Source organism: Bacillus sp. FJAT-14266, assembly GCF_001719225.1.
Taxonomy (GTDB): Bacteria; Bacillota; Bacilli; order Bacillales; family Bacillaceae; genus Bacillus; species Bacillus subtilis.
The window spans coordinates 929,181-946,393 of the sequence record NZ_CP017072.1 but is presented as its reverse complement, the minus strand read 5'-3'; the positions used below and the strand labels follow the sequence as shown (position 1 = coordinate 946,393).

Below are 17,213 nucleotides of genomic sequence, written 5' to 3'. Positions count from 1 at the left end.
GCTGGTTGAGCTGCTATTTCTTCTTTTTCCGTTTCTGTTTCGGAGCATTCTGGAAGCCGCGTTTTTTCTTTTTCTTCTTCGGCTTAGTGAACCACTCCCCTTTTTCCTCAGACGGAGCTGGAGAAACAGGTGTATTGGTGCTTTGAACACGTTTTCTGGCAGGCTTTCCGCGTTTTCTGCTCCGGCTGCTGTCCAATTCTCTCGGACGCCGCGGAGTGCCCTTCATGCCGACAATTTCAAAGTCGATATTGCGCTCATCTTTATTGACATCGACAACCTTGACTGTGATTTCATCCCCGATGCGGAAGACGTTGCCTGTCCGCTCGCCAATCATTGCGAAATGCTGTTCGTCAAAGCGGTAGTAGTCATCTGTCATAAAGCTGACATGGACGAGTCCTTCAATTGTATTCGGCAGCTCGACGAACATTCCGAAGTTTGTCACAGAGCTGATCATGCCGTCAAACTCTTCACCGATTTTATCAAGCATGTATTCCGCTTTTTTCAGATCATCCGTCTCACGCTCGGCGTCAACTGCACGGCGCTCCATTGATGATGTATGTTCGGCGATATCCGGCAGTCGTTCAGCCCACTTTTCCTGTGTCGCTTCATCGACTTTGCCGTTGATCAAATACGTTCGGATCAGACGGTGAACGATTAAGTCCGGGTAACGGCGGATCGGCGATGTGAAATGCGTATAGAATTCCGTTGACAGACCGAAGTGCCCCAAGCTTTGCGGGTCGTATTTCGCCTGTTTCATCGAACGGAGCATAACAGTAGATATAACCGTTTCCTCTGGTCTGTCACGCACAGCGTCCAGAATGCTTTGCAGCGCGCGCGGATGAATATTCCCCGCCGTTCCTTTCACCACATAGCCAAATGTCGTCACAAATTCTAAAAACTTTTGCAACTTTTCAGCATTCGGCTCTTCGTGAATCCGGTATATAAACGGGACGTTCATCCAATGGAAATGCTCCGCCACTGTTTCGTTTGCCACAAGCATAAATTCTTCAATCAGCTTCTCGGCGACAGAGCGTTCTCTGATCACAACGTCTTTAACCGCTCCTTCGTCATCAACAAGCACCTTTGCTTCTTTGAAATCAAAGTCAACGGCGCCGCGGTCCATCCGCTTATCGCGAAGAATTTGAGCCAGGCGCTCCATGTCTTTGAACATCGGAACAAGAGGCTCGTATTTTTGCTTCAGCTCTTCATCATCATCAACAAGAATTTTATTCACATCTGAATATGTCATTCTTTCCGTTGTTTTGATGACACTTTGGAAGATCTCGTGCTCTGTCACCTGTCCCTGACTGTTAATTGTCATTTCACAAGAAAGCGTCAGGCGGTCAACCTTTGGATTTAAGGAGCAGATGCCGTTTGACAATCTGTGCGGAATCATCGGGATGACACGGTCAACCAGATACACACTTGTCCCTCTTTCAAGCGCTTCTTTGTCAATCGGCGAGTTTTCGGTTACGTAATGGCTAACATCAGCTATGTGAACGCCAAGCTTGTAGCTTCCATCATCAAGTTTCGTCACGGTAACTGCATCATCCAAATCCTTCGCATCCGCACCATCAATGGTGACAATCACCTGGTCACGGAGATCACGGCGGTCTTTCAGATCTTTTTCATCAATCGTGTCAGGCGTACTTGATGCCTGTTCCATCGCGTCAGCTGGAAATTCTCCCGGCAGGCCGTGCTTATGAATGACCGATAAAATATCAATGCCCGGGTCGTTTTTGTGGCCGAGAATGGTTTCAACCTCACCCTCAGCGTTCATGCGGCCTTCAGGATAGCTCGTCAGCTTGACAACAACCTTATGCCCTTCCGCAGCTCCGTTTTTCCCATTTTTCGGAATGAAGATGTCACTCGTGATTTTTTTGTCATCCGGAATGACAAAGCCGAAGTTTCTCGTTTCTGTATACGTGCCGACAACCCGCTGAATCGCTCTTTCTAAAATCCGTATGACGGTTCCTTCCTGCCTGGAGCCGCTTGACTGTGAATTTAGACGCACCATGACGATATCGCCGTTCATTGCCGTATTTAGCTCATTAGGCGGAATAAACACATCACTTAACGACGTATCCTCAGGCAGCAAAAAGGCGAATCCTTTCGCATGGGCTGAAATCTTTCCTTTTATTAAGTTCATCTTCTCCGGAATGCCGTAGCGGTCGCTTCTCGTCCGTACAATAAGCCCTTTTTCTTCCAAGGCGACTAACGCTTTGACGAGCTCTTTAAACTCCTCGGCTTCCGTAATATTTAACATCTCCTCAAGTTCCTGAACGGTCAGAGGTTTGTACGCCTCTTCCTTCATAAACGAGAGAAGCTTTTCCATAAATGCTTCTTTTTCCATTATCCGACCTCCTGTTGATTACCAATCGAGCTTCTCTAAAAATTCATACACATCCTGATGGACGAGGTCACGTTCTTTGTCGAGTGTAATGACATGCCCTGATTCCTCGTACCATTTCAGCTGTTTATCATCAGTTTCCACTTCGTTGTAAATAATATTGGCGCTTTCGGTATTAATCATGTGGTCATGACGGGCCTGCACCACAAATGTCGGTGAATAAATCATATCGACATTATTCCGCACATCAGCAATTAAGTCTTGCAGCGCCTTGAGGGTATTCATCGGCGTTTTTTCGAATTCTTTCATTTCCTCTTCAATTTGCTCCGGGCTTTTCCCCTCAAACTTTTTGTAATTGCGAGCGTATGAAAGAACGCCTTGATACATGACCTCTTCACTCTTAATATGCATCGGTGCGCACATTGGGACAATTCCCTTTATGGGTACAGTGTAACCCAATTTCAGCGAAAAAACCCCGCCAAGCGACAGTCCGCAGGCCGCAATGCTCTCATAGCCTTCAGATTTTAAGTATTCATAGCCATCCATTACGTTTTTCCACCAGTCTTCGGGCCCCGTATGTACAAGTTCTTCAGGCGGGACGCCATGTCCTTCATATTGAGGCGCGTGGCACGTATAGCCGCGTTCATTCAAATATCGTCCCAGCATCCTTACATCCGCTGTATTGCCTGTAAAGCCGTGCAGCAAAAGCACCGCTTTGTCTCCGCCTTTAAATGTAAATGGTTTTGGTGTCACAACTTTCATGCTCATGTCTCCCTTTCTATCTGCACGATCATTATAGTTTTCCACAGTTTAATCAGAAAAAAACGTTTTGAATATCATCCAGAAACGTGAAAAAGGCCTGACTTCACATCAGACCTTATACAAACATTGCCCTATAGGATATAAGCAAGCGCAATCGTTAACACGAAAAACAAGACTGCCAGCACTACCGTAATGCGGTGCAAAATTAAATCAAGACCTCTTGCTTTTTGTTTCCCGAAGAGCTGCTCCGCTCCACCTGAAATCGCACCAGATAATCCGGCGCTTTTACTGGATTGAAGCAAAACGACAATAATAAGTGCAATGCTGACGATAACCAACAAGGTAATCAAAACTGCGTGCATCCCATACACCTCCAGACTCACTGGCTACATTACTTCTATTTTACATGAAAAGGGTTGGCATGTCACGCTGTATCAGACGCCAAAAGGCCGGATAAGACGTTTTATCTTGGTTACCCTATTCATATGAAAAGGTCAAAGGAGAAAAGCGATGCCGCTTATCAGCATAGACAGCAGGAAACATCTTTTTTATGAAGAATATGGACAGGGAATCCCTATCATTTTTATCCACCCGCCGGGCATGGGACGCAAGGTTTTTTATTATCAGCGCCTTCTATCCAAGCATTTCAGGGTGATTTTTCCCGATTTAAGCGGCCACGGTGATAGTGATCACATCGATCAGCCAGCGTCTATTTCCTATTACGCAAACGAGATCGCGCAATTCATGGACGCTTTGCACATTGATAAAGCTGTGTTATTCGGGTATTCTGCCGGAGGCTTAATCGCGCAGCATACCGGCTTTAACCGCCCGGACAAAGTGTCACACATTATTCTGTCCGGCGCCTACCCCGCTGTTCATAACGTAATCGGCCAGAAGCTGCACAAACTGGGAATGTATCTGCTTGAAAAAAACCCCGGTTTGCTCATGAAAATCCTCGCTGGCAGCCACACAAAAGACAGACAGCTTCGCAGCATATTAACAGACCATATGAAAAAAGCAGACCTGGCCCATTGGCATCAGTATTATCTGGATTCGCTTGGCTACAACTGCATTGAACAGCTGCCCCGCCTAGACATGCCAATGCTGTTTATGTATGGCGGCCTGCGGGACTGGACCTTTACAAACGCAGGCTATTACCGAAGATCGTGCAGACATGCCGAATTTTTCAGATTGGAATATCAGGGACATCAATTGCCGACAAAACAATGGAAAACGTGCAATGAGCTGGTGACAGGGTTTGTGCTGACACATCATTCATAGGAATAGAAAACGCTTGGCTTCCTTGCGTTTTTTGTTACTTTATTGACTTTTGTCAACAAAATCATAGTAAAAAAGATCCTCAAATTTCAAATTAAAATAGTGAAGCATTTTACCGATCACAAGCTGCCCCGGCCGTCTTTCTCCATTCAGCACGCGGCTCAGTGTGGCGGGTGAGACTCCGATTTCCAGCGCAAGCTGATTAAGGGAATAATCGTTATTAACCATATACTGCAAGACATAATCACGTCTAATCTGTATCTTTTCTACTGGCACTTTCCTCACCTTCCATTCCTGAAAAACTTTTTTCTATACTTTTACATTACGGCTTATGTTAACTTTTGTCAATACATTTCCAGTCTACCTATTCCCTTTAGTCAATAAACATACTAAAATATGAGTAACAGTGAGGGACGGGGTGAGATATATGGAAAGCTTTGGCGAACAATTACGGGCATTGCGTGAAGAGAGAAAGTTAACAGTCAACCAGCTGGCGACTTATTCAGGCGTAAGCGCGGCCGGCATCTCCAGAATCGAAAACGGAAAACGGGGCGTTCCCAAACCTGCCACCATCAAAAAACTGGCAGAGGCCTTAAAAATTCCTTATGAGGGGCTTATGTACAAGGCTGGTTACATCGAAGAAGTGCATGAAGCCAGGGCCCCTTACGAAACGAAGTGCAAGCTGCTTGAAAAAGCGGAGGCCTATGACCTGAAAAACCTTGCGCTTCTTGAGAACGAAAAGTGGCAATATCTCAATAAAGAAGATTTGCTCATGCTGGATCATTATTTTTCGTTTATATCAGACGAAGCCAAAAAACGGTCTGCTGATGACTGACTCTTGATAGAAATGTGAGGCGATAGACCATGTCACCGTTCGGACAGCAATTACGGGAGCTGCGCCGCGCCCGCAAACTGACAGTGAATCAGCTTGCGGTGTACTCAGGCATCAGCTCGGCCACCATTTCAAAAATTGAAAACGGCAAACGCGGGACGCCAAAACCCGCCACGATTAAAAAACTGGCAGCCGTCCTGAAAGTGCCGTACGAAAACCTAATGGCCGCCGCAGGCCATATTCAGGCCTTTCCTGAAGAAATCCGCGAAGCATCTGAAAGCTATCAATCCGTTTATAAAATTTACCAGACGGCTGTCACTCGCGGAGCGGAGCACCTCCCGATTTTCAATAGTCAAAAATGGGAACATCTCTCAAAGCAGGATATTGAAAATCTCAGCAAATACTTCGATTTTTTGTCTTCAGAAGCAAAAAAACGCGCCTCTTCCTCATAATCCCCTGTTTCTCTTTCTATATTTTATCAATCACGCTTGCATACCCTCCCTCGTTATTTGCGTTATAATAGTGACAGACGAGGTGAAAAGTATGAACCAATCAGAAATGTGTCCTAGATTTGAAAAAGCAGTCGACATCTTAAGTAAACGCTGGGTCGCTTTAATCGTATTTCAGCTCTTGAACGGGTCTCAGCGATTTAGCGAAATTGAAGCAGCACTTCCAAATCTAAGCGGCAGAGTTCTGTCAGAACGGCTGAAAGAACTTGAGCTTGAAGGAGTAGTGAAGCGGGATGTCATCCCTGAGACTCCGGTTCGCATCGAATATTCATTGACTGATAAAGGAAAGGCACTGGCACCCATTTTAGGTGAGATTTCTAAATGGGCGACTGAATGGATTGACCCTTCCTTTCTTGACTAATTGCTAAAACGGTTCTGATCTCAAAGACGAGAAAAGAGCCGTTTTTTATTTTTTCCCAGGTGAAAAAACGATTTCTCAGCCGATATATAGTACATCCACACATTACGTTTTTAAAGGAGACCACTATATGCGACTGACGATTTCCCGCAAATTCAGCCTGGTATTTTTGACACTGATCCTGATCAATTTACTTGTAGGCGGAATAGGCGTTCTTAATATGCAGCATATCATTCAAAAAACAGATGAAATCAACACAAAATGGATTGACGGCATCAAAGGAATCACTTCAATTAATTATGTAACCGAGCACCTGTCTTCTAAAGAAAAGGACTTTCTGATTTATACAGACAAAAGCAAAATGGATACACTTGATCAAGAAATGAATCAAATCATGGAAGACATTAACCAAAAGCTCGATAACTACGAAAAAACGATCTCCACTGATAAAGAGCAGAAACTGTTCGAGCAGCTTCAAACTGAAGTGAATACCTATATGGATATTCATGCGCAAATTATTGAAAGCGGCCGCACGAATGACATGGACAAAGCAAGAGGTTTATTGGTCCAAACTGAGGCCAGCTTTGAGGATATGAAAAAAACAATCACTCAGCTTGTTGACTTAAATCAAGAAGGCAGCAACACAGCGGTAAAAGAAACGAAGGCCGTCTATCATAAAGGGCTCATTTACACTGCTTTGCTTGCGGCAGCATCGATCCTCATCAGCATTTTCATCTGGCTTTATATCACGCGAAACATTGTAAAGCCTATCATTCGCATGAAGGAATCTGCCAATCATATTGCCGAAGGCGATCTGTCGAACGATATGGAGCCGCTCAACTCAAAAGACGAGCTGGGTGATCTGAATGAAGCGCTGCAAAAAATGGTAGGGAATCTGAGAGATATTGTCGGATATTCTAAAGACATATCAAGCCGGGTTCTTTCTTCTTCGCAGGTGCTTGCTACCGCAACGAATGAAACAAGATCCGGCAGCAAACATATTACTGAAACGATGAACGAAATGGCTGAGGGCTCTGAACAGCAGGCCCAAGACGCGGTGACGATTGCCGAATCGATGAATGAGTTCACTGAAAACATTGATAAAGCCTATAATCACGGCATCACAATCAGCGATACGTCTCAAAACGTTCTCGAACTCGCAGTAAGCGGAAACGAAAATATGGCTACGTCATTACAGCAAATGAAAACCATCCATCATATTGTTCAAGAAGCCGTGCATAAAGTGAGATCACTGGAACAGCATTCTCAGGATATCAACAAGCTCGTTCAAGTCATCAACGGAATTGCCGAGCAAACGAATTTGCTGTCCCTTAACGCCGCGATTGAAGCTGCCCGCGCTGGAGAAAGCGGCAAAGGCTTCGCCGTTGTGGCAGAGGAGGTCAGAAAGCTGGCTGACGGCGTTTCTGATTCCGTGCAGGACATTACCCGGATTGTAAACGGGACACAGCAGGAAATCCACTCCGTTATTAAGTACTTGGAAAGCAGCTTTACAGAAGTCGAAAAAGGAACGGAAAACCTGACAGACACCGGACAGGCTATGCAGCATATCAAACAATCCGTCACCCATGTTGCAGACAGCATTAAGGAAGTAACGGATGGCCTGAAGCAGTTAACAAACCAATCGATTACCATCAATCAATCGATTGAAAATATCGCTTCTGTATCCGAAGAGTCTGCCGCCGGCATTGAAGAAACATTTTCAATTACCGAGCAATCCGCCCATTCGATGGATCAAGTGCTTCTAAATGCTGAGGAGTTGGAGCAGCTGGCCAATGAGCTTAATGAGAAGATGGGTCAGTTTACGATTTAAATAGAAAAAAGAGGCTGGACTCCAGCCTCTTTTTCTATTCTATGCAGCTGATTGAACATGTTTCGCCCCGGTTCTTTTTTTCTTCACCGGACTTAATGCCCGCTCCAGCCAAGCCATGAGCAAATCCGCCCCTACCGCCATCACCGCAGTTGGTATCGCTCCGGCTAGAATAATGGCTGTTCCGTTTGTCGCGTTTGAGCCGCGGACGATCATGTCCCCAAGGCCTCCGGCACCGACAAATGTGCCGATCGCTGTAATTCCAATGGCAATGACGAGAGCCGTGCGAAGGCCCGCCATAATGACAGAAAGTGCGAGCGGGAGCTCAACCATTCTGAGCACTTGGAATTTCGTCATGCCCATTGCTTTCCCCGATTCTAAGTAGGCATGCTCAATACTGATAATGCCTGTGTACGTGTTTCGAATAATCGGCAGCAGGGAATACAGAAATAATGATAGAATCACGGTATTTGCGCCGAGCCCCATAACAAGCATTAAGACGGCCAGCATAGCGAGCGCCGGGATTGTTTGAATAACGTTTGTTACGGCAAACACCCAGGCTGACAAACGGCGAAAATGCGCGATGAGGATCCCGACCGGAACCCCGACGACAGCGGCAAACAATACGCCGTAAGCCGACATCAGAAAATGGCGGCCGAATTCATCCATGACGTAACTGCCATTCTGCGCGTAATACGTCATTAACTGTTCAAGCACGTTCATTGACCTCTTCCCCCTTTCACGATTCGAAATAGCGATGTTTTTCTAAATATTCCTTGGCAACGACAGACGGTTCTTTGAGATTGCCGTCGACTTCATAGTTAAGCTCCTGCATCGTGGCTGTGTCGATTTTTCCGAGCATTTTCTTGATGATGCCTTCAAGCTCAGGATGTTCTTTGAGCACCTTTTCCGGAACAACCGGAGAGCAGTCGTACGGCGGGAAAAATTGTTTATCATCCTTTAGCATTTTGAGACCATAGGACTTGATTCTTCCATCGGTTGAATACGCAAGCACAATGTCCATTTTTCCGCTTTTCACCGCGTCGTACACAAGGCCGATCTGCATCGGATACGTGCCGCCGAATGTCATGCCGTAGGTTTTCGTAAAATCCTGATAGCCGTTTCCTTTGAGCTTCATCCAATAGTTGTCAACGCCCAGCTTTAATTGCGGCGCCCATTTTTTAACGTCTGATACGGTCTCTAAATGGTATTGGTCGGCCAGCTCCTTGCTGACTGTAAAGGCATATGTATTATCAAACCCGTAGGAGTCATACCACTTTAAATCATATCTTTTTTTAAACTCCCGCTGAGTAAGCGCCAGCGCTTTGTCCGGATCTTTTTCAGGTTCCATTCTCAGCGTGCCTGTCAGCGCGTCTCCCGTATATCTTGTGGCCGCAATGTCGATTTCATCATTCATTAAAGCCTGCTGCTGCACCGCGTTGGAGCCAAGATTTTTAATCGTTGTTGTTTTGAGATCAGTATGGTGTTCGATCAACTGGCCAAGCATGCTGGCGATGATTTCTGATTCGCTCATGCTTTGCGCGCCGATTTTAATGGTCTGGTCTGCAGCAGCGCTGAGACCAGGAAGCGAACAGCCGCTCAGCGTCAGCGTTGCCGCAAGTGCCAAACCTATCATTAATTTGAGATATTTTCTTTTCATGAGCCGCCTCCTTATGACAATTCCTTCAATCTCTGCATGCCGGCAGGTGTCAGTTTTCGTTCAGCAACTGCCAGCACATAATCAATCACAATTGCCAATATCGTGACAGGTACCGCGCCCCCGATGATATATTCCGGCTGATATAAATTCAGTCCGATAAAAATGTAATCACCCAATCCGCCGCCTCCGATAAAGGAAGCAAGCGTGGCCCAGCCGATTAAGTAAATCGTCGATGTTCTGATTCCCGCCATGATCACTGGTGCGGCAAGCGGCAGCTCCACCAAGCGGACTTGTTCAGCCGGCGTCATTCCGATTCCTTTACCAGACTCGAGCAGATTTTTGTTGACGCCGCGAATGCCGGTATACGTGTTGCGAAGAATCGGCAATACGGAATAGAAAAACAAAGCCACAATGGCCGGAACCTTCCCTACACCAAGGAGCGGAATAAAAAAAGCGAGGATGGCCAGACTCGGCAGCGTCTGAATGATATTGACAATGCCGATAATGGTGCCGGCTCCTTTTTTCATTCTGGTAAGTACAACTCCGAGGGGGACGGCAACCAGCACGCCCAGGATCACAGCAATGAGCGATATCGTAATATGCTCGTATGTTTTATAAAGAAGCTCGCCCCCATTGGTTTGCAAAAATTGAACAATATGATGCATGACTTATCGCCCCTCCCTATGACAATGCTGCGAGCTGCTTTTCTTCTCCCCAGAGGGAGTCATACACGATGTCGACCAGACTTGCCCTCGTCACAATTCCGATCAGGCGTCGGTCTTCATCCACAACGGGAACATATTTGACACCCCGTTTTAAAATTTTGCGGACCGTGTCGCGCAGCAGTGTGCCGCCCAGTACTGTGTATATATTTTCATGTAAAACCTCACCTACGAGATTGGCCTTTTTCCGGCATTGATCAATGATTTCAACATCGACATAGCCTTGCAGAACGTGCTCGTCATCGACGACCAGCAATGAATCGACCCGTTCCTGCCTCATCAGCTGAATGGCCTCAGAAAGCGTTTTATCCGCGGTGATCGTTACAGGCTGTGTGTTCATAATCTGGTCAACCCGTTCAACATCCGGGCTGGATGACTGAATCAGCCGCTCCTTGCCGATAAATTCCTCAACAAATTCGTCTGCCGGATTTCTTAAAATGTCATCGGGCGTTCCAACTTGAACGATTTCTCCCGCTTTTAAAATCACAATCCGGTCTGCCAGCTTAATCGCTTCATCCATATCATGGGTAACAAATACGATGGTTTTATGTAAGGTTTTTTGCAGTTTTTTAAATTCTTCCTGGAGGGAATCCCTCGTAATCGGGTCGAGTGCCCCAAACGGTTCATCCATTAAGATAAGCGGCGGCTCCGCGGCAAGTGCCCGTAATACACCAATTCGCTGCTGCTGCCCCCGCTTAATTCATGAGGGTAACGGTCTACATATTCTGGCCCCATATCGACCAATTTTAAAAGCTCACGCGCCCGCTCTTTCCGCTGCTGCTCCGGCCATTTCAGCAGTTTTGGGACGAGTGAGATATTCTGCTGAATGGTCATATGGGGAAACAGGCCGATCTGCTGAATCACATAGCCAATTTTGCGCCTGAGCTCTACAGGATCCTGGTCCATGATGTTTTCGCCGTCAATGAAAATCTTTCCGGCGGAAGGCTCAATTAATCGGTTAATCATTTTCATTGTTGTCGTTTTTCCGCAGCCGCTCGGCCCAATAAAGCAGATAAATTCGCCTTTTGCAATCTTAAGATTTACGTTGTTCACAGCTTTTTTGCCGCCCTTGTATGTTTTCGAGACATTTTCTAATGTCAGCAAACATCGCACCTCCAAAATTAAGTTTATTCAATTTGTTCAGTTTAAATTTAATTTTTCAGACAATTGAATGCTTCCCATTATAGAATAAAGTTTATAAAATAAAAAGTTTACAATTTGTTCATATTATTTATAAAGTATGTGTAAACGCTGATTTACCCGCATTGACGTGTGTTGATCTCCTTATTGCTCCAATTTCCTGCCAAATTCTCTTTTGACAGCATTTTCGCCGTATCAAAAATGTGGTATATTGACATCGGAATTGTTAGCTGAAAGGATGAAACCGTTGGAGAAAGATCCGTTAACGATCATTGAACAAGCCGAGGACCATTTTATAGAAAGAATCGCGGAAAACATGCATGCATTTGGAATGCCCTCTACCGTCGGACGAGTGCTGGGCATTATTTATATGAATCGAAAACCGATGACGCTTACGGAATTATCTGAGGCTACCGGCATGAGCAAAACACGCATGAGCCAGGTAGTGCGGGAAATGCTTGATGCCAACATTGCCGAGAAGGTGTTCGAAAAAGGCGTGCGAAAAGATTTATATGAGGTTGAGCAGGACTACTATCAAACATTTATCACGCTGTTTTCAGCCACCTGGAGCAAAGTCGTCAGCAAAAACAAAATGATGCATAAAAAACTCAATCGGGAACTGCTTAGCGTGTTGGATGAAGAGCTTACTCCTGAAGCGGAAGAAAAAGTGAATGAACTGCTGAAAGAATTAAAGGAATGGCTTGATTATTATAATTGGCTCAGCCGTTTGATTGAGTTTTTTGAGAGCGAAGAAATTTTTAAATATGTGCCGAAGCCGTAAAAAACGCCCTGTCATTACAAGGCGTTTTTTCTTATGCGGCACCTGCCAGATTTTTCTTCTTTCTCTTTTTAATCGGGCTTAATGCTCGTTCAAGCCAGCCCATGACCAAATCGGCAATCACCGCCATCAGAGCTGTGGGGATCGCTCCCGCTAATATAATCGCGGTTCCGTTTGTGGCGTTTGATCCTCTGACGATGATGTCCCCGAGACCGCCAGCACCGACAAATGTCCCGATGGCCGTAATGCCGATGGCAATGACAAGCGCGGTGCGCAGGCCGGCCATTATGACAGAAAGCGCAAGCGGAAGCTCGACCATCCGCAGCACTTGAAATTTTGTCATCCCCATTGCTTTTCCGGATTCAAGATAGGCGTGCTCAATACTGATAATCCCTGTATACGTATTTCTGATAATCGGCAGAAGAGAATACAGAAATAATGACAATATCACCGTATTAGCGCCCAGCCCCATGACAAGCATCAGCACGGCGAGCATGGCGAGAGCCGGGATGGTCTGAATGACGTTCGTGACCGCAAAAACCCATCCGCTTAATCTTCTGTATCTGGCTATCAGGATGCCGAGCGGAATCCCAACAATGGCGGCAAATAAAACGCCATACACCGACATCAGAAAATGGCGGTAAAATTCCTGCAGCACGTAACCGCCGTTTTGCGAATAGTATGTGCCAAGCTGCTGTAGTACTTCCATATGATCCACCTCTTTTCTTAGTCAAAATAATGATGTTTCTCTAAAAATTCCTTTGCTACGACAGACGGCTCCTTCAGCTTGCCATCCACCTCATAATTAAGTTCCTGCATCGTTTCCGTGTCGATTTGCCCAATCAGCTTATTGATCACACCCTCAAGTTCCGGATGCGCCTTAAGCACCTTTTCCGGAATCACCGGTGAACAGTCATACGGCGGGAAGAAACGCTTATCATCTTTTAAGATTTTCAGATCATATGCTTTAATCCGTCCATCCGTTGAATAAGCCAAAACGGCGTCCATTTTCCGGTTTTTGACTGCGTCATAGACTAGCCCGATCTGCATTGGATAAGTTGTGCCGAACTCAAAGCCATATGTGCTGACAAAGCCTTTATACCCGTCGCCTTTTCGTTTCAGCCAAGCATTGTCGACGCCTAATTTATATTGGGAAGCATTTTTCTTCAGGTCAGACACGGTGTTAATATGCTCCTTTTCCGCAAACTTTTTTGTTACTGTGAAGGCATATGTGTTATCAAAGCCGTAGGAATCAAACCATTTATAGGAAAAGCGCTTTTGAAACTCGTTCTGCACAATGTTCAGCGCTTTTTTCGGATCTTTCTCCGCTTCCTTGCCGAGGGTGCTTGTTAAATCTGTTCCGGAATAGCGCGTGGCTGAAATATCAATGTCACCGCCCAGCATCGCTTGGTGCTGAACATAGTTTGAGCCGAGGTTTTTCACTAAAGCGGTATTCAAATCTGTATCATGTTCAATAAGCTGCGCGATCATATTCGCTACAATTTCTGATTCTGTCATGCTCTGCGCCCCGATTTTGATCGTGTCGTCAGAAGCGCCGCCGAGACCCGGCAGAGAGCAGCCGCCTAGCAGCATGACAAAGACGAGAGCAAACGCGCCCAGCCATTTGATTTTTGTCATTTTCAACAGTGCCAACTCCTTACGAAACTTCCTTCATCCCTTGCAAGCCTTTCGGCGTCACCTTTCGTTCTGTCACAGCCAGCACATAATCAATAATAATTGCCAGAATTGTGACAGGCACGGCACCGCCAATGATATATTCAGGCTGGTATAGGTTCAGTCCGATAAAAATATAGTCCCCGAGGCCGCCTCCCCCGATAAACGACGCAAGTGTCGCCCAGCCAATTAGGTAGATCGTTGATGTGCGGATCCCCGCCATGATGATGGGAATCGCCAGCGGGATTTCGACGAGCCGAATCTGCTCCCAGCCGGTCATGCCAATCCCTTTCCCCGATTCCAGGAGGTTTTTATTTACACCTTTAATGCCGGTATACGTATTGCGCAGGATCGGCAGCACCGAATAGAAAAATAAAGCGACAATCGCAGGCACTTTTCCTACACCGAGAAGCGGAATAAAAAAGGCTAAAATCGCCAGACTCGGGAGGGTTTGCACAATGTTTACGAAACCGATTACCGCACCTGCGCCTTTTTTCATTCTGGTAAGAGCAACGCCGAGCGGCACTGCAACGATAATGCCCAATACAACGGCTATGAGTGAAATATATAAATGCTCTCCTGTTTTATACAACAGCTCTCCGCCGTTCGTTTGCAAAAAAGTCATCATTTGATTCATCTTAAAAGAGCTCCTCCCCTGGTCAGATCGTCATGAGCTGGTTTTCCTCGTCGCCCCAAATGGAATCGTATACGATATCAACGAGGCTCGCTCTTGTCACAATCCCTGCTAAATGGTTCTGTTCATCGACCACCGGAACATACTTGATCCCCTGCTTCAAAATTTTTCGGACTGTATCGCGAAGAAGCGCCCCTTTTTGAACGGTATATATATCTGAACGGTATACATCGCCAACGATGCTCGCTTTTTTGCGGTTTTGATCAATCATTTCCACATCAACATAGCCCTTCAGCACGTTTTGCCGGTCCACAACGAGCAGCGAGTCAACACGTTTTTCTCTCATCAGCTGAATCGCCTGAGAAAGCGTTTTGTCCGCAGATACCGTCACCGGCGTTCTGTTCATCATTTGCTCTACCCGCTCGATATCCGGTCTTGACTGAATCAGGCGCTCTTTCCCGATAAATTCTTCAACAAACTCATTTGCCGGGTTTCGAAGAATCTCATCAGGTGTGCCGACTTGAACGATTTCTCCCGCTTTTAATATCACAATCCTGTCAGCAAGCTTAATTGCTTCATCCATATCGTGGGTTACAAACACAATCGTTTTGTTTAAGGTTCTCTGCAGTTTTTTGAATTCTTCCTGAAGGGAATCACGCGTAATCGGATCAAGCGCTCCGAACGGTTCATCCATTAAAATGAGAGGGGGTTCCGCTGCCAGGGCGCGCAGCACGCCGATTCTCTGCTGCTGTCCGCCGCTGAGCTCATGCGGATAACGGTCTAAATACTCTGGGCCCATATCCACAAGCTTTAACAGCTCGCGCGCCCGTTCTTTCCGTTTTTCCTCAGGCCATTTCAGCAGCTTTGGTACGAGTGAGATGTTCTGCTGGATGGTCATATGGGGGAACAAACCAATCTGCTGAATCACATAGCCGATTTTTCTTCTCAGCTCAACCGGGTCCTGTTCCATAATATTTTCTCCGTCGATAAAAATCCTTCCAGACGATGGTTCTATCAGTCTGTTGATCATCTTCATCGTCGTCGTTTTTCCGCAGCCGCTCGGGCCGATAAAACAGATAAATTCACCTTTGGCAATATCTAAATCAATGCTGTTCACAGCTTTTTTGCCGCCTTTATATACTTTTGACACTTGTTCCAATTTCAGCAATCCGTGCACCTCCGCAGGTTTCCTTTAAATTTTCTGAAAAGTATAATCCTTATTATAGTTTGAACTTTGTAAAATAAAAAGTTTACAATGTGTTGAAATTATATGTTATTTATAGATTATTTATTGTTATGACCGAGACGGAAAGGGTGTTCTTACAATTACGCCGGATACCTCCCACTTCCTCTGCATTCAGCTATTTTCAACACTAGGAAGAAATATGATATATTGACACCATCAATTGCCATTTGAAGGGATGATCATCTGTGAAAAAAACCGCTCTCGACATCATTGAACATGCTGAAGAGCATCTCATTGAGAAGATTGCCGAAAATATGCATACGTTTGGAATGCCTTCAACTGTCGGACGTGTGCTCGGAATTATTTATATGAATCGAAAACCAATGACCTTAAGCGAGCTCTCTGAGGCAACGGGCATGAGCAAAACACGGATGAGCCAGGTTGTCCGGGAAATGATCGATGCCAATATCGCCGAAAAGGTGTTTGAAAAAGGCGTACGAAAAGACCTTTATGACGTCGAGCAGGATTATTATCAAACCTTCATTTCTTTATTCGCGGCGAATTGGACAAAGGTCGTGAGCAAAAACAAAGTGCTGTATAAAAAATTAAACCGGGAGCTGAGTGATCTTTTACAAAGGGACGGGCTTACCCCGGAAGCGGAAGAGAAAGTTAATCAGCTGCTGAATGAATTAAAAGAATGGCTTCATTACTATGATTGGCTGAGCAGGTTGATTGAATTTTTTGAGAGTGAGGAAGTCTTTCGGTATGTGCCGAAAACAAAAGAAAGCAGCTCTCTAAAATAAGAGAGCTGCTTTTTGCATCATGAGGTTAAGACCGGAAACATGCCTTTCAGCCCGGCACCAATCATCCCGACCGCAACCACGGCTAAGATTAATCCCATCAGTCTGGTAATCACATTCATCTCGGTTTTTCCGAGTTTGCTGCTGATAAAAGCAGAATAGTGGAAAAAGAGAAAGGTCAGGGCAATAACGGCGGCTATGCCGATCGTGACAGCCGCATAATGACCAATGCCGCTATGACCGGCGGAAAGGCTCATTACTGTTGCAATCGTTCCGGGCCCAGCAATGATCGGAATGGATAAAGGTGTGACTGATATATCCGCTTTTTCCTTGCTTTCCTTATGTTCATCATGGTGAAGAGATTGCACGTGTGATTCTTTCGCATTCAATAGATTATAGGCAATGCCGAAAATGAATATGCCGCCCGCCACTCGGAGCGCGTGAATGTTGATATCAAACAGTTTAAAGATAAGATGGCCGAAAACCAAAAAAGCCGCGAGAATAAAAAAGGATAAAATAGCTGCCTTCCGGGCAATCGCTTTTCTTTCCGCTGCAGTATAGCCTTCTGTCAGCGTCAGAAATATCGGTACGTTTCCGATCGGATTCGATACTGCGAATAAAGAAATGAAGACGTGAACGATGAATGAGAACATCTTATACCTCCTTGTTGATAGTCTCTGCACAGGAAATAGAATGATTCTC

19 protein-coding genes and 1 pseudogene are annotated in these 17,213 nt (G+C 45.7%); 7 read left to right on the top strand and 13 right to left on the bottom strand.

Features of this window, described 5'->3' with window-relative positions; genetic code table 11:
• Positions 1 to 13: 13 nt before the first annotated feature.
• The 3 genes from rnr to secG all read right to left on the bottom strand — a co-directional run bounded on the left by rnr (position 14) and on the right by secG (position 3,474).
• Positions 14 to 2,353: a ribonuclease R gene (gene rnr / locus BGM23_RS04905; RefSeq protein ID WP_003228386.1), complete on the bottom strand. Its 2,340-nt coding sequence runs from the start codon at positions 2,351 to 2,353 to the stop codon at positions 14 to 16.
• Positions 2,354 to 2,371: 18 nt separating this feature from the next.
• A complete protein-coding gene (locus tag BGM23_RS04900; RefSeq protein ID WP_003242610.1) occupies positions 2,372 to 3,112 on the bottom strand; it encodes an alpha/beta hydrolase in 741 nt (246 codons plus the stop codon).
• 131 nt (positions 3,113 to 3,243) lie between these two features.
• The gene (gene secG / locus BGM23_RS04895; RefSeq protein ID WP_003220028.1) at positions 3,244 to 3,474 is read right to left on the bottom strand and encodes a preprotein translocase subunit SecG; all 231 of its coding nucleotides are present in this window, start codon (positions 3,472 to 3,474) and stop codon (positions 3,244 to 3,246) included.
• A 148-nt stretch (positions 3,475 to 3,622) separates the two neighbouring features.
• Between secG and BGM23_RS04890 the strand changes: the two genes are divergently transcribed.
• Positions 3,623 to 4,393: an alpha/beta fold hydrolase gene (locus BGM23_RS04890; protein WP_038427911.1), complete on the top strand. Its 771-nt coding sequence runs from the start codon at positions 3,623 to 3,625 to the stop codon at positions 4,391 to 4,393.
• Positions 4,394 to 4,432: 39 nt separating this feature from the next.
• Here the strand turns inward: BGM23_RS04890 and BGM23_RS04885 are convergent, their stop codons facing one another.
• Positions 4,433 to 4,666, bottom strand: coding sequence for a helix-turn-helix domain-containing protein (locus BGM23_RS04885; protein ID WP_009968172.1), 234 nt, complete (start codon positions 4,664 to 4,666; stop codon positions 4,433 to 4,435).
• Between the two features lie 151 nt (positions 4,667 to 4,817).
• On the opposite strand from BGM23_RS04885, the gene rghR reads away from it, so the two are divergent.
• The 4 genes from rghR (at position 4,818) to BGM23_RS04865 (ending at position 7,920) form a co-directional block, all read left to right on the top strand.
• Positions 4,818 to 5,225 carry a transcriptional repressor RghR gene (gene rghR / locus BGM23_RS04880; RefSeq protein WP_003220034.1) on the top strand — a complete coding sequence of 136 codons (408 nt, stop codon included), beginning with the start codon at positions 4,818 to 4,820 and terminating at the stop codon, positions 5,223 to 5,225.
• Between the two features lie 29 nt (positions 5,226 to 5,254).
• The gene (locus BGM23_RS04875; RefSeq protein ID WP_038427912.1) at positions 5,255 to 5,674 is read left to right on the top strand and encodes a helix-turn-helix domain-containing protein; all 420 of its coding nucleotides are present in this window, start codon (positions 5,255 to 5,257) and stop codon (positions 5,672 to 5,674) included.
• Positions 5,675 to 5,765: 91 nt separating this feature from the next.
• Complete coding sequence (gene catR, locus BGM23_RS04870) at positions 5,766 to 6,092, top strand: catDE operon transcriptional regulator CatR (RefSeq protein ID WP_003242888.1); 327 nt, start codon at positions 5,766 to 5,768, stop codon at positions 6,090 to 6,092.
• 127 nt (positions 6,093 to 6,219) lie between these two features.
• Entirely contained in the window at positions 6,220 to 7,920 is a 1,701-nt protein-coding gene (locus tag BGM23_RS04865; RefSeq protein WP_038427913.1) for a methyl-accepting chemotaxis protein, read from the top strand.
• A 39-nt stretch (positions 7,921 to 7,959) separates the two neighbouring features.
• Here BGM23_RS04865 and opuBD read toward each other — a convergent pair whose 3' ends face one another.
• From opuBD to opuBA, 4 genes and pseudogenes are all read right to left on the bottom strand, one after another.
• Complete coding sequence (gene opuBD, locus BGM23_RS04860; RefSeq protein WP_038427914.1) at positions 7,960 to 8,640, bottom strand: choline ABC transporter permease OpuBD; 681 nt, start codon at positions 8,638 to 8,640, stop codon at positions 7,960 to 7,962.
• 16 nt (positions 8,641 to 8,656) lie between these two features.
• Positions 8,657 to 9,577, bottom strand: a complete 921-nt coding sequence (gene opuBC / locus BGM23_RS04855) for a choline ABC transporter substrate-binding lipoprotein OpuBC (protein WP_038427915.1) — start codon at positions 9,575 to 9,577, stop codon at positions 8,657 to 8,659.
• 11 nt (positions 9,578 to 9,588) lie between these two features.
• A complete protein-coding gene (gene opuBB, locus BGM23_RS04850; RefSeq protein WP_003228370.1) occupies positions 9,589 to 10,242 on the bottom strand; it encodes a choline ABC transporter permease OpuBB in 654 nt (217 codons plus the stop codon).
• Between the two features lie 16 nt (positions 10,243 to 10,258).
• Positions 10,259 to 11,403, bottom strand: a pseudogene (opuBA, locus tag BGM23_RS04845) (choline ABC transporter ATP-binding protein OpuBA).
• A 283-nt stretch (positions 11,404 to 11,686) separates the two neighbouring features.
• Here opuBA and BGM23_RS04840 point away from each other — a divergent pair.
• Positions 11,687 to 12,220, top strand: coding sequence for a GbsR/MarR family transcriptional regulator (locus tag BGM23_RS04840; protein WP_014478002.1), 534 nt, complete (start codon positions 11,687 to 11,689; stop codon positions 12,218 to 12,220).
• A 31-nt stretch (positions 12,221 to 12,251) separates the two neighbouring features.
• Here the strand turns inward: BGM23_RS04840 and opuCD are convergent, their stop codons facing one another.
• From opuCD to opuCA, 4 genes are read right to left on the bottom strand one after another with little or no spacing between them, the layout of a single operon-like run.
• Positions 12,252 to 12,926, bottom strand: coding sequence for a glycine betaine/carnitine/choline/choline sulfate ABC transporter permease OpuCD (gene opuCD, locus BGM23_RS04835; RefSeq protein ID WP_014478003.1), 675 nt, complete (start codon positions 12,924 to 12,926; stop codon positions 12,252 to 12,254).
• A 17-nt stretch (positions 12,927 to 12,943) separates the two neighbouring features.
• Complete coding sequence (gene opuCC / locus BGM23_RS04830) at positions 12,944 to 13,855, bottom strand: osmoprotectant ABC transporter substrate-binding lipoprotein OpuCC (RefSeq protein ID WP_080265404.1); 912 nt, start codon at positions 13,853 to 13,855, stop codon at positions 12,944 to 12,946.
• Between the two features lie 19 nt (positions 13,856 to 13,874).
• A complete protein-coding gene (gene opuCB, locus BGM23_RS04825) occupies positions 13,875 to 14,528 on the bottom strand; it encodes a glycine betaine/carnitine/choline/choline sulfate ABC transporter permease OpuCB (protein WP_003228349.1) in 654 nt (217 codons plus the stop codon).
• Between the two features lie 22 nt (positions 14,529 to 14,550).
• Positions 14,551 to 15,693, bottom strand: a complete 1,143-nt coding sequence (gene opuCA, locus BGM23_RS04820; protein ID WP_003243370.1) for an osmoprotectant ABC transporter ATP-binding protein OpuCA — start codon at positions 15,691 to 15,693, stop codon at positions 14,551 to 14,553.
• A gap of 263 nt (positions 15,694 to 15,956) precedes the next feature.
• Here opuCA and opcR point away from each other — a divergent pair, with 263 nt between their 5' ends.
• Entirely contained in the window at positions 15,957 to 16,514 is a 558-nt protein-coding gene (gene opcR, locus BGM23_RS04815; protein ID WP_003228345.1) for an opuC operon transcriptional regulator OpcR, read from the top strand.
• Positions 16,515 to 16,531: 17 nt separating this feature from the next.
• Here the strand turns inward: opcR and BGM23_RS04810 are convergent, their stop codons facing one another.
• Entirely contained in the window at positions 16,532 to 17,164 is a 633-nt protein-coding gene (locus BGM23_RS04810) for an NAAT family transporter (protein ID WP_029725941.1), read from the bottom strand.
• Positions 17,165 to 17,213: the final 49 nt, after the last annotated feature.

Bases quoted from the DNA above. Each gene is read 5' to 3' on its own strand.
- rnr (WP_003228386.1), bottom strand. From the start codon at position 2,353: ATGGAAAAAGAAGCATTTATGGAAAAGCTTCTCTCGTTTATGAAGGAA.
- BGM23_RS04900 (WP_003242610.1), bottom strand. From the start codon at position 3,112: ATGAAAGTTGTGACACCAAAACCATTTACATTTAAAGGCGGAGACAAA.
- secG (WP_003220028.1), bottom strand. From the start codon at position 3,474: ATGCACGCAGTTTTGATTACCTTGTTGGTTATCGTCAGCATTGCACTT.
- BGM23_RS04890 (WP_038427911.1), top strand. From the start codon at position 3,623: ATGCCGCTTATCAGCATAGACAGCAGGAAACATCTTTTTTATGAAGAA.
- rghR (WP_003220034.1), top strand. From the start codon at position 4,818: ATGGAAAGCTTTGGCGAACAATTACGGGCATTGCGTGAAGAGAGAAAG.
- BGM23_RS04875 (WP_038427912.1), top strand. From the start codon at position 5,255: ATGTCACCGTTCGGACAGCAATTACGGGAGCTGCGCCGCGCCCGCAAA.
- catR (WP_003242888.1), top strand. From the start codon at position 5,766: ATGAACCAATCAGAAATGTGTCCTAGATTTGAAAAAGCAGTCGACATC.
- BGM23_RS04865 (WP_038427913.1), top strand. From the start codon at position 6,220: ATGCGACTGACGATTTCCCGCAAATTCAGCCTGGTATTTTTGACACTG.
- opuBD (WP_038427914.1), bottom strand. From the start codon at position 8,640: ATGAACGTGCTTGAACAGTTAATGACGTATTACGCGCAGAATGGCAGT.
- opuBC (WP_038427915.1), bottom strand. From the start codon at position 9,577: ATGAAAAGAAAATATCTCAAATTAATGATAGGTTTGGCACTTGCGGCA.
- opuBB (WP_003228370.1), bottom strand. From the start codon at position 10,242: ATGCATCATATTGTTCAATTTTTGCAAACCAATGGGGGCGAGCTTCTT.
- opuCD (WP_014478003.1), bottom strand. From the start codon at position 12,926: ATGGAAGTACTACAGCAGCTTGGCACATACTATTCGCAAAACGGCGGT.
- opuCC (WP_080265404.1), bottom strand. From the start codon at position 13,855: ATGACAAAAATCAAATGGCTGGGCGCGTTTGCTCTCGTCTTTGTCATG.
- opuCB (WP_003228349.1), bottom strand. From the start codon at position 14,528: ATGAATCAAATGATGACTTTTTTGCAAACGAACGGCGGAGAGCTGTTG.
- BGM23_RS04810 (WP_029725941.1), bottom strand. From the start codon at position 17,164: ATGTTCTCATTCATCGTTCACGTCTTCATTTCTTTATTCGCAGTATCG.